Raw genomic sequence first — 12,807 nt, 5'->3', positions numbered from 1 at the left:
GACGTTCATACTGTCGGCGAGCGGTTTCAGTCCAGGTCATCGTGATCTCCATCGTATGTCAGAAATCCGATTGAATCATAACCCACTGAAATCGCTCAACCCTTTTTGGAACAGGCTCTTATCGTTGCCCGATGAGAGTTCAGTGGCAGATTATTTCGAACCTAAGCATCATCCAGGAGCTAAAATTGAGAGATCGTACATTTTTCTTTTGGGTAGCTGTCTTCGCTTTAGTCCTAGGTGGATTTAACTTACTGCTAAATCCACCTCCACCTGCAACTTCCTCCATCGGTGGAGGCGGATACGATCTGTCCAAGCCAGTCTACACATTGTTGCTTCTGGTGTTTTTGGTTTTGTGGACTCTGACCACGACAGTCATCGGCTTGACCAATAAAAAACGCCAGCTTTCGCGACGTGCTTATCTACTTGCAGCTATTGGCGCTTTGACCACAGTAGTGTCGTTTCTAATCTATGGCCAGAATATACATTAAAGAACTTTCAGCAAAAATACGAAGCTTTTTGTGTTACATAATGCTTAAAAACAAATAGTTATGTCGAAACCAACGAACAAATTTAACTGGGCTTGCTCTAACGGTACCATTCTAAATTCGCATCTTTTTCAGACGTAACTCACCGCCTTCATTTCACGGACAACCAAATAAATTGGTGTCCATGAAACAGTCCGCCCACTGAGATGGAAGTGTCGCTCATCTCGTTTTAGAAATTCCGTATTTGCTCTCGGAGTTCTTTGGTAAAGCGATCAATATCGACTTTACTTGTTTCTCTTGTTTTCGACACTTCTGAGATAGAGCTCTCACTCTCCTCAAGCATCGTGAGATATTTGGCTTTCAGGTCGCTATTCTCAGGCACGGCCGCGATGTTTTCGCGAATACGTCCCTGCTCACCTTGGAGATCCTGCAGTTTCTCCTCGGACCTTTGAAGTTCGAGCTGCTTGTCGATTTGCTGTTGCCGTACTTTTGCAAGCTGGCTGAATTTTTCCGCAACACCCTTATCAGAGGCGGAGGACGACCAACTTAAAAGCGCAGTCGGATCGACATCGATGAGCCCGAAACTTTCGCTACGAAGCTGTTCATCCACAGCGACAACCGATTGTTCTTCACCAGCTTTGACAGAGGCTTTCAACCGGTGGTGGGAAACTGTCTTGCCGTCGTCGGCCTGAGACGAAAATGACCAACCCACCCGAACAGGGTGTTCAATAATAACCGTCCTGTCAGCATCAAGAGCACCCGATATACGATATGTCGTAGTTTCACGCATTTTTTCCGAAATGCGAACGATGCCATCCACGACTTTGATATCGGTGATCTGTCTCGTTGGTTCCTGTTCCTGAGTAATCGTCACCTTACGATCTGTCGCGAAAGCGGCAATTCTCGTATCATCCTTTGGAAGGTTCAATAGCTGGGCATCTCCAACATAACCGGCACCACTGTCGTAAACAGTCAGGATACCGCCCGGCATGCTGTTGCCTGTCGAATTTTTCAGCATAATCGCGGCAACCGGATGGATGTTGCTGCTACCGTTTCGATAGATTGAGATCATTTCCGCGTCAATCTGCGCATCAGCGATCGGCACAGACAAGCTATCACCATTGGTCAGACTAAATGTGCCCGGAAGCGTAAAACTTGCGCTGGTGTCATTCTCAGAGGCGGCAGCAACGGCGCCACTCGGATTTGCAGTCGCTGAACCACCTCCGTAGCCACTAATGGCCGGCGCAGGGGCACGCATCACATCTGCCATTTGTTCATCACTCTCGAAGACTGCGGCCTTCTCACTCGCGGCGGGGCGGACTCTCACTCTATTCGCCAGATTTCCGGTATCCGCCTCGACAACATTATTAGTCGCCGTGTCTACGATTACCTCGGCCCTATCCTTCCAATAGATCTGGTGCAGGCGCTGCTTCAGGGTAACAGGATCAGCAGACGTAAGCGTCAGCTTGACGTCTTTCCAATCTTCGCCGCTTGCATTTTCAACAACAGCCCAGGCCTGAAGTCGGGCTTTGCCATTTGGCTCCGTTAAAATCCGATAAGCCGTCTTCCAGATGGGCGCTGCAACGACATAAGCCAACCGGGAATCCGTCGCTGCAAGATCGCCGACTGTTATGCGAATGACACGAGCACTATCGTTGCTCCCGCGCCCCAAGGCTGTTGTGGCATTTGTAAGTTTTAGTTTCATCTCGGCGTCATCGACACTTAGAGACGTGTCTTCGCCAAGTTTGATGGTCTGGATCTGCCCATCCTGATCAAGCACGGTCAGCACATGAAACTTTGCGTCGTCGGATTTGACCACAGCTTCAACGCCCAGGACTTTACCCTTCACGGTTTTTCCAACACTCGAAACTGTAACCGACGTTCCCGGTATCGAAGACAAGAAAGCAGACATTGAGGACAGGCTTGATGGTGAAAATGGAAGCTGTCGGAAAGTCTCCTCAAGCGGATTTGGGCCAGCGAGAGAAATGCTCTTTATCGCACCCTTCCCACCTTTGAGGACAAGGCTTTTGAGTACATCATCGACCTGATTGAGAGGAACTTCGATCTCGACAATTCCATCGTTGGAAACTGTAGGCTTTCTGGATATTTCTGCCACGCCACCAGAAGACAACGTAATTGCGTCGATGGTGCCTGAGCCTGAAGCCAGAACCGTTGAAGAGAGCAAGGTAACGGCTAACGAGGTGAGCGTGATAAGCTTTATCATAAGAATCTCCAGTCAAATGAAGGGCTTTGTGAGCCAACTCTCCGATCCTTATAAGCCAGTTATGGATTTTGTGCGGTGAGATTTAGACAAGAAAGTTTGCTTTTTTGACTTCTTTTTTGTTAAAATAGAAAAGCCGCGAAAGAAAAACTTTCGCGGCTTTTAAAAGAAACTCAGTTTTAGCGTGCAGCAGGCAACATGGCCTCTGCTTTAGATATACCCGCAAGTTGGAAGGCGAAAGAGAGATCGCGCCCATCGCGCGCCTTAAAGGCGGCGGTCATCACCTTGCCACCGCGCAATGCCTTGAGCCAAGCGGCATCCACCTTGGCGTCTGCATAGCATCCACCTCCATCGCAGCTTTGCCATATCAGAGTGCCTACCTGCTTGTCATCGATCAGCACCTTTACGGGCTCTGGCAAGCTCACCCCATACGGCAGTGTGAAGGCGGCGGTCGTTTCGGATTTACCGGCAACGCGATTGATAGAAGCGGTTGCCACGCGCTGGCTTTGATTGCCCTGCCGCAGAACGATGCTTTGCGAGACCTCGCATAGCAACAGTTCTGTCTGCAGCTGATTGGAGCAAGTGGTCAGCCACAATGGTGCTGCAGGTGCACCGTTCTGTTCTGTCTGTTGGGTACCATCGGCACTAGCCGCCTGATCTTGCGCGAAAGCGACGGAGCCGCTCGCAAGTGATGCGACCATAGTAATGATACTTGTGATCTGTTGGATCATAGAGTTTCTTCTCTCATTCCCATTTTAAAAACGTAATCCCAGATTGACCGTTGCCGTATGGCCAACGGTCTTTTCACTCCACTGCCCCTGATAACCAACAGTCAAACGGGTTGTTTTGGCTGTGTCATAGAAGGTCAGACCAGTATCCAAACGCCCCGTCACATCACCGAACTGGCTATAGTTACGGAAGGTACCATCTGTGGCACTCGCGCCAGCGAAAGTTGCATTGATGTAGACATCGTCCTTGTTAGCAAAGCTGACTTCGCCACGCAGATAGGCTTGCATCATAAGCGAGCTGGTGATTGCAGTTTCGACACCTACTTCAAGTGACGGGGTTGCGGAAAGAACCCACTGACCCGTGCTATCGAGTTGCAGTCCGTAGGCACTGTTAATCTCCGTTGCGCTCCCAGAATAGAGATAGCTTGCATCGAAATCCACCGCTGGACGAAGATAGACCGCACCATCTGTTGGCTGATAACGATAGGCCGTTCCTATCCGGAAATTGGCCTGACTGATCCGCTGTTTGACGGTCGCGGTACCGCCGATGACCGGATCACCGCCCGGCAATGTGCCGTAGATATCGATCAGTCGCGTACTGTCATATCGGGCTGTTCCGCCATTGAGAATGCCATAGAGTTCCCATGGTCCCTTATATTTCGCAAGCGACACACCGAGCAAAGCCCTTTGACCTTCAGATGAGAACCGATCACCACTGCTCAGGCTGAAATCTTCGAGGCCCGTTCCGATACCCAGATAAAGGTCTTCTGCCACAGGCATTCGCACACCCGCATAAACGCCGGAGCTTTGTGTTTCAAAGCTGCGATTCTGGAAGGAAGGATCACGATCCAGTCGGCCAGTGCTTGCACTCATCCAGTAACAGTTTTTGCTATCACCCATACGCGCCGCGAAATTGTCATAGCCACAGTCGGCCATTGTCCGCGCAAAACGATATCCCGATTGCAGGGCATCGACCTGAGTCGTTGCATAATCCTGCGAACTGAGATTATCGATCGCATTGAGGACTTCGCCACTCGTTTGCATGTTGGCAATCAATGCGAACATTGGCCCCATCGCGACCGATCCCTGCCCGGAAAGCACGCGCGCTGCATGTTCGGCTGTCAGGGTCTGATTGCGGTTCATACCGATCATACGGAAATCGGCATGCGGAATGAGATCAATTGATGATCCGTCACCGGTCGGGCCATTCAATCCGATTTCATAGCTCATCACAGCCGTACCCACGACGGTCGTGCCGTTATCTGCAGTTGCACCGCTGGCATTCACTAGTACCAAGGGCTGCAAACGATCAAGCTGGTGCAGCACAGGAATGACCGTTCCCGCAATTGTGGCATTGCCCGTGACATTGATCAGATCGCTATTACCGCCCGAGACCGTATCCTGACGGAAATAGACATCCGCAGTATAGGTTGCATTATTGGTAAAGCTCAGCGATCCGGTCAAAGCTGTCGTCTGGCTGACGTTCTGCGTGACCGCAAATTCTGAACCAGCCATACGCGCACTTAGGGCCGTATTGGGTGTGTAATAAGCCACGCCACCGAGATAAAGATTTCCGTCGATACGCAGTTGCCCGGAGGCACCGAGATTAACCTCATTTTGCGCATAGAACGAAGCACCTTGCGTCACTGTCATCGAATTGACGCCGCCGCCAAGATCGATATTGCCGACGGCGCGTCCGTTCAGCGTAACCTGATCAGAACCGTCGCTACCGCTGATGATACGGTTATTGAGTGCCATCAGGAAGCTGTCTGAAGACAATGCCAACGTATTGGCCGTTCCTCCGTCGATCATGACAGCCGCAGTTTCCACCATTGCTTCATTGCTTGGTTGGCCCTTGCTGCCACCGATGATCACGCCGTCGAGCGCCACATCAATCGTACCGGCACCATCTTTGCCTTCAGACTGGGCAAGAACTGCAATGCCGCGTTCACCGAGGGACAAGATGTTGCCAGTCAGATCAAGTGTTATGCTGCCGCCCTGACCGCTACCGCCAGCACTGCCGTGGAACAGACCATCCACACTACCGCCGCCGCCGCCGAGACTTTGTGCGAGGATGCCGATCGAGTCCGCACCCGTGACAACAAGGTTGCCCTGATTGGTGAAATCGATTGCGCCGCCACTACCGGCATTGTCACCAGAAAGTAGAAGCTCGATGCTTGTCTTGGCCAAGTTTGTACCAATAAGACCACCACCTCCGCCGATACTTTGCAGGACAAAACCATGGGAACGAGCACCTGTCGTGCTGAGATCGCCGCTGTTGTCGACCAGAATGTCACCGCCGTCACCCGTCGACCCATCCCTTGCCCCAAGTGTCAGCTGTGCATGATCGATGCCTGTGAGATAGGCTTCGCCACCACCCGCACCAATGGACTGAACAATCTGCCCGCTTGCATTGTCTCCCCGTGTAGAAACCGTGCCGTTAAGGGTCAGTTCAATTGCGCCACCATTGTTGCGCATTGATGGATCTGCACCGAGCGTAACGATTGCATTGCGTTGACCGGAACCTTCGCTGCGATCAGCGCCAGAAACAACCAACCGCCCACCGCCGCCGCCGATAGACTGAGCCAGTCCGCCGCCAGACAGATTACCGAAGGTGGACACATTGCCTTTGCGGCTTGCGATCACATCACCACCGGAAGAATCATCGGTGTTAATCGCACCAAGCATGGCATTCAATGTGAAGTCACCGGCGATGCTGGACGCCATCGTAGTTGTCGAAAGACCGCCACCGCCACCGATGCTCTGCATGAGCATACCTGCAGAGCGATCCGATGTCGTTACAATATCGCCCTGGTGGGACTGACTGATTGTGGCACCGTTGTTGCCATCCACATCATTACCACCAAGTGACAGGCTGCTCGTCAGAGAAGCCGCAGCAGCACCGGCTGTCGCTCCTTCGGACGCCGTGGCAAAATCAAGGAACGTATCAACGTTGCCGCCGCCGCCATTAACAGACTGACTAAAGATCGCCTGGCTGCCTGCACCGGTGACGATGATATCACCGCTGCTGTTTACAGTAACCTCCCCTGCCGATCCTTTGGTGCCTGTACGAGCACCAAGTGCTGTCGAGATGATATAGTCCGCTGCCATGACAGCAGGCGTGGAGATGGAGAGTGCTGCATTGCCGCCGCCACCGCCGACCGACTGTGCGAAAATACCATAGCTGTTTTCACCACTGACTCGGATAGTCCCGCTATGATTGACGGTAACATCTCCGCCATCAGCCCCATCACCACCAGCTCCACCAATTGCGATCTTGGAGTAGGATTGACCTCTGGCCTGATTGACCAGATCGTTAAGCGACAATGCCACAGCCATGCCGCCATTGCCGCCGCCGCCACCGACTGACTGACTGAGCCAAAACGCCATAGGATTGTGATCCCGACACGTTGATTTCGCCTGTGTTGGTGACGATAACAGTTCCCGCTGCATTTCCGCTGCCACCTGATCCGCCAATATTCAACGCCATTGACGGATTGGTTTCGGCACCTTTTTGCAAAGCGAGACTACCGGTAATGGAATAACCACCATTACCGCCACCACCGCCGATGGATTGGGCAAGAATGCCATGAGCTTTATCGCCGCGTGTCACGATCAAACCGTCATTGACGACATCGACTGCACCACCCGTGCCACCATCTGAACCGGAACCACCAATCCCCAATTGCAAGCCCTGTTCGCTATTGGCTGTGCTTGAAGGCTTGGTCACCGTAACTGAAAGAACTTCGCCACCGTTACCGCCGCCGCCGCCAATGGATTGCGCGAAAATTCCGTGGCTTTCGTCACCATCAGTGATGATCCTTGCCCCGGTCGAATTCTTGACATCGACTTTGCCGGCAGCTCCACCGCTGCCGCCTGAACCACCAATGAGCAAAGCGTTACGTGTGCTGTTATCGGCATCACTTCCGGCTACGATATTGCGCACATGTTGTGCATCGCCGCCACCGCCGCCAACAGCCTGCGCAAATACGCCAGCAGCCTTTTGGCCCTCAGTGCCGATATCGCTGGTGTTGATAACACTGACATTGCCTGAAACAGCGCCTGTTCCACCGTTTCCACCGATAGAAAGCGTGGATGTGCTGGCAATGGTCGAGCGAAGGTTGACAATTGTGTTTTCAACCAATCCACCCTTGCCGCCACCACCGCCAACCGATTGAGCCATGATGCCATGAGCGCCATCACCCAGTGTCGTCAAAACACCGCCATTGGCAACAGTCACGTCATCAGACGCCATGCCATCGCCGCCCGTCCCACCGATATTGATCGACGTTGTCGTACCGATTTCAGTGCCTTTTACAGTGTTCTTCAGAATGCTGAGTATGGAGGTGCCGGCCTTGGCGTAACCTGCAGTACCGCCCGCACCACCGATTGACTGAGCGAGAATACCAATGGAACTGGCACCGTCTGTAGCAATCCGCGCCTTACTAGTAACATCTACATTGCCAGATGTGCCACCTGTCCCACCATTACCACCGACATTGATCGAGTACGAAGTTGCCTTGCCAGCCGAACCCGTCGCACCACCGCCAGTACCACCACCGCCGCCGACGGACTGGGCAAAAATACCATGAGACTCTTCACCAAGTGTGTAGATAAGACCGTCAGCATTAACTGCAACATTGCCGGATGTTCCACCCTGTCCGCCTTCCAAGCCAATACTCGCTGAGAAGCTGTTACCAGTCTTATCGCCATCTTTAGGCGTCGTAACGGAAACAGAGGTCGACGACGAATTGCCACCACCGTTGCCGATAGACTGTGCGAATAGCCCATGCGAGCGGTCGCCCTGTGTAAGCACTATGCTATCGCTGGTGATCTTTACATCGCCTGATGACCCGCCCGTTCCACCTGTGCGTCCGATTGTGATGCCGATATTGCCATCCTCACCGCCAGCTGTAAGCATATTGTAACCAGCATTACCGCCACCACCGCCAACTGACTGCGCGAAGACGCCGTGCGAACCGTCGCCTTGTGTATAAATGATGCCAGAATTGTTCACGGCGACATCGCCACCTGTACCACCGGCACCAGTGCCACCACCGATAGCGATACCAAAGCCCTTGTTTTTCGAAGCGTCACCAGTTTCAAACACCATGCCAGCGTTGAAAGCAGCATTGCCACCGCCGCCGCCAATCGATTGCGCGAAGACGCCGTGGCTGTCTTTTTGAAGTGTTACAATATCACCAAAATGTTCGACGTTAACTTCCCCACCGTTTCCGGCATTGCCTGCCGACCCACCGACGGCAATAACTGCTGAGTTGACCGTCTTTTTGCTACCGCTACCGCCGCTTCCTGTCGTGGCATCCGCAGTATCGATCTTGTCGGTGATGCCTGAGAGGGCAGACGATTCCACACCGTCGTTGACGGTTTCCTTCCGATCTCCTTCAGAACCGCTATTGCTACCAGATCCCGTGGTCTTGCTAACGCCTAAAACCGCATTGATGCCAGCATCGCCGCCGCCGATGCTGCTTGCTTCAATACCGTGTGCGCCAGATCCATCAGTGATGATGAGGCCAGCTGACTCTAGCGCTGTCCCGCGCGAAACGCTGACATTGCCTGCATGGCCGCCATTGCTGCCAGTGCCGCCAATACCGATACCAACCGGCGAGCTGTCTTTGGTTGCTACGGCGGTCACATTGATACCGCCCGTGCCGCCGCCGCCGCCAACCGATTGAGCGAAAATGCCGCGTGAATGATAGCCCTTAGTCGAGATATCGCCATCTGATGTCACGTCGACATTGCCAGCATTTGCCCCTGTGCCTCCGTCGCCGCCAAGGCCTGCAACAATACTGAGATCTGTCGCGCCACCTGAACTATTGGAGCTGCCCCAATTCAACTGACCGCTGACATTGAGCGCGCCATTACCGCCGCCGCCTGCAATGGATTGAGCAAGAATACCGTGTTTCCAATTGCCTTCGACCTCTATCGTTCCCGCGTGATCGACCGTCACATCGCCTGACACATTGCCCGCACCGCCTGAGCCACCGACACCGAAAGTGATGGACGGGATCTTGCCGTCCTTACTGATGGCAACGCCGCCAGACACATTCAGACCGCCATTACCGCCACCACCGCCAATCGACTGTGCTAAAAGACCAGCCGACCCCTTGGTATCAGGTAAGGTTTCATCGCTTTTGAAGAGTCCAAGATCAACGAAAAGAGATTTCAGGCCAAACGACCCAACCAGACCTTCCGTCGTATCGACAATCGAGTTACCGACCACACTACGCAGTTTGGTCTCGAAACTCTGATCGCTTGGTTCACCAAAATCGGCAGGATCTGTCGTAACTCTGATATCAGCACGCGCGGTCACTTTTACATCGTCAGCGGAACCGGCATTGCCGCCCATGCCGCCGATACCAACGATCAGCGAAGTGTCTGAAACAATGCCACCACTAACATTCATGCCGCCATTACCACCGCCGCCGCCAACCGACTGCGCCAGAATGCCGGATCGACCGCTGCCGTGGGACAAAATTGTGCTGCCTGCACCGATATTGACATCCACTGTGCTGGCATTGCCGCCAGTGCCGCCGAAACCGCCGATGCCGATTAGAACGCCATAGGACTTGCTCGCGTCAGGCTGGCCTTCGCCCGGCTTGCCACTGATCGCAACCCCGCCACTGACATTCAGTCCTCCCTGCCCGCCACCACCACCAATCGATTGCGCGACCACGCCGTCTGCACCCTGCGTTTCATTAAACGTAACGCTACCATCGCTGTTGATGGTGCGCGGCCGCGTAGTCAACAAACCAGTATAGGAAAGATCAACCGCACCGGCATCGCCACCACCGCCACCAAAGCCACCCACACCCGCCGAGACGGAAAAAATCGTGCTCGAGCCTGATGGTTTGGTCAAAGACAGCGAACCGGAAATATTGGTGCCGCCGACACCACCACCGCCGCCAAGGCTTTGCGCCAGAAGGCCCGTGGAACGGTCACCGAATGTGTTGACGGTTCCAATCACATCAAGCCCAACCGAACCTGCATCGCCGCCTGCGCCACCAAAACCACCAACGCCAAGCGCTACAGCAGCGCCCGATTGGCCAGTCAAGCTAACCGCACCAGCGACATTGATACCACCAGTACCACCACCACCGCCAACCGATTGCGCCATGACAGCGATGCTTTCATCGCCAATGGTCGTGATGTTGTCATAGGTGTTTGTGACACGCACTTTGCTCGTCACATTGCCGCCGTTACCGCCGCCGCCGCCGAATCCGCCGAGACCAAGCGATGCAGCACCGCCGTTCTGCTGACTTAGATTAAGCGTTCCGGCCACGGTCATGCCGCCATTGCCGCCGCCTCCGCCCAAACTTTGTGTAACAATGGCCGAGCTTCTGTCGCCAAAAGTCAACACGCCACCGGTGACGTCTGAAGCTGTCAATGCACCTGCATCGGCACCGCCACCGCCAAAACCACCGACGCCAAGGGCCATGGCAGCACTTGTTTGCCGAGACAGAGAAACAGCCCCACTGACATTCAAACCGCCATTGCCGCCGCCACCACCAAGGCTCTGGCTGAGAATACCAATGGAATCTACGCCATGGGTTTCCACATAGCCAATCACGGTCTGATCGACAGATCCAGCAACGCCGCCGTTTCCACCGAAGCCACCGATGCCGAATCCGAGGGCACCGGAGAACTGTGGTGCCACTGAAAGCCCGCCGGAAATGTTGATGCCACCATTGCCGCCGCCGCCGCCAAGGCTTTGAGCAACAATACCCGAAGAACGGCCGCCAGATGTAACAACGATGCCGTCATACTTGCCGGTCACATCACCTGCAAAACCACCATCACCGCCGAAACCACCGACACCGACAGCCGCAACACCCGACCCATTACCAGAGATGCTGAGCGTGCCGCTGACATTGATGCCACCATTGCCTCCGCCACCTCCGACTGACTGCACAAGAACACCAGTCGCATCTGCGCCCTGTGTCGTGACATTGCCTGTAAGATCGTTACTTGCAGTAGAGGCACTGCCACCGGAGCCGCCAAAACCGCCAATACCCAGACCGACAGCCCCGCTATTTTGTGCAGCAAGGCTCACGGCACCCGTTACATTGATACCACCATTGCCACCACCGCCGCCAAGCGACTGCACGATTACACCGCCGGAACGATCACCCTTGGTAAAGATGTCGCCGGTCATATTGTTTGAAGCAGATGCACCTGTTCCGCCTGAACCGCCGGAACCACCGATACCGACGCTGGCTGCACCGGAGCCGTTGCCAGATACACTAACCACGCCGGAAATATTGATGGCACCATTGCCGCCACCGCCGCCAGCAGACTGAACAACAACACCGCTCGCATCATCGCCGGATGTCTGAACATTACCATCAATGGTGCTATCGGCGGCACCTGCGTTGCCACCATCGCCACCGCTGCCACCAATACCGACCGAGACGCCACCTGAACCTGTTCCGGCAACGGTGACCGTGCCCGATACATTCATGCCGCCGTTGCCGCCGCCACCGCCCAAGGATTGGACGACAACGGCAGAAGAACTGTCACCTTCAGTGATTACATCGCCGGTTAGAACAGAAGTCGCTGCGCCCGAAGCGCCGCCTGAACCGCCTGAGCCGCCAAGCCCCACCGCAGCACCACCTGAGCCTGTTCCAGCAACCGCAACGGTCGCTGATATATTCATGCCACCATTACCACCGCCGCCGCCAAGCGACTGCACGAGAAGGCCTGTAGACTGATCACCAAGCGTGGCCAAATTGCCGGTCACATGACTGTCGACCTGGCCACCTGTGCCGCCCGCGCCACTGCTTCCACCAAGCCCGACACTTACAGCTCCAGAACCAGTACCTGCACCGCTTCCTGCTGCTGTCACATTGAAGCCGCCATTACCGCCGCCGCCGCCAATGGACTGAGCCACGACGGCCGACGACTGCGCGCCTCGTGTAAGGACATCATTTTTGACGGTCAAATCGACTTTACCGCCATTGCCACCACCAGCACCGCTGCCACCAAGGCCAACCGAGATTGCACCCGATCCGGTCCCGGCGCCTGACAGCGACGGAGTGATATTGAAACCACCGTTACCGCCACCACCGCCAACCGACTGAGCGAGAACGCCAGTAGATGCTGAGCCACGTGTTTCGATATTAGCATTGGTCTTTGCAATAACAATGGAACCATCGCCACCACCTGAACCGCTACCGCCAAGGCCGACGCTGACCGAGCCAGCACCGACGCCAGCTGCCGAAACACCGGCACTGACATTAGGGTCCAGACTCAATTGAGCCACCATGTGACGATGGCAGCGATATAGCATGTGGCTGTAAAGTTCAGCATGAGCTTGTCATATCGTGTCGCGACCCTCCTCCAGTCCTTGAGGCGG

The 12,807-nt window shown here is 54.5% G+C and carries 4 protein-coding genes and 1 pseudogene; all 5 read right to left on the bottom strand.

The genetic code is table 11. From position 1 onward, the window contains the following. Nucleotides 1-714: 714 nt before the first annotated feature. Nucleotides 715-2,709, bottom strand: a complete 1,995-nt coding sequence (locus OIV19_RS22930; RefSeq protein ID WP_264234167.1) for a DUF4139 domain-containing protein — start codon at nucleotides 2,707-2,709, stop codon at nucleotides 715-717. Between the two features lie 176 nt (nucleotides 2,710-2,885). After that, nucleotides 2,886-3,437, bottom strand: a complete 552-nt coding sequence (locus OIV19_RS22925; protein WP_264234166.1) for an invasion associated locus B family protein — start codon at nucleotides 3,435-3,437, stop codon at nucleotides 2,886-2,888. Between the two features lie 24 nt (nucleotides 3,438-3,461). Further along, nucleotides 3,462-6,824, bottom strand: coding sequence for an autotransporter outer membrane beta-barrel domain-containing protein (locus OIV19_RS22920; RefSeq protein WP_264234164.1), 3,363 nt, complete (start codon nucleotides 6,822-6,824; stop codon nucleotides 3,462-3,464). Beyond that, the gene (locus OIV19_RS22915) at nucleotides 6,751-12,705 is read right to left on the bottom strand and encodes a hypothetical protein (RefSeq protein ID WP_264234163.1); all 5,955 of its coding nucleotides are present in this window, start codon (nucleotides 12,703-12,705) and stop codon (nucleotides 6,751-6,753) included. The genes OIV19_RS22920 and OIV19_RS22915 overlap by 74 nt, the downstream gene beginning before the upstream one ends. Next, a pseudogene (locus OIV19_RS22910) lies at nucleotides 12,702-12,807 on the bottom strand (IS5/IS1182 family transposase); the annotation flags it as partial. The gene OIV19_RS22915 and the pseudogene OIV19_RS22910, both read right to left, overlap by 4 nt.

This window comes from Brucella sp. HL-2 (assembly GCF_025846885.2).
Classification (GTDB): domain Bacteria; phylum Pseudomonadota; class Alphaproteobacteria; order Rhizobiales; family Rhizobiaceae; genus Brucella; species Brucella quorumnocens.
This window is presented reverse-complemented; position numbering and strand designations above follow the sequence as displayed.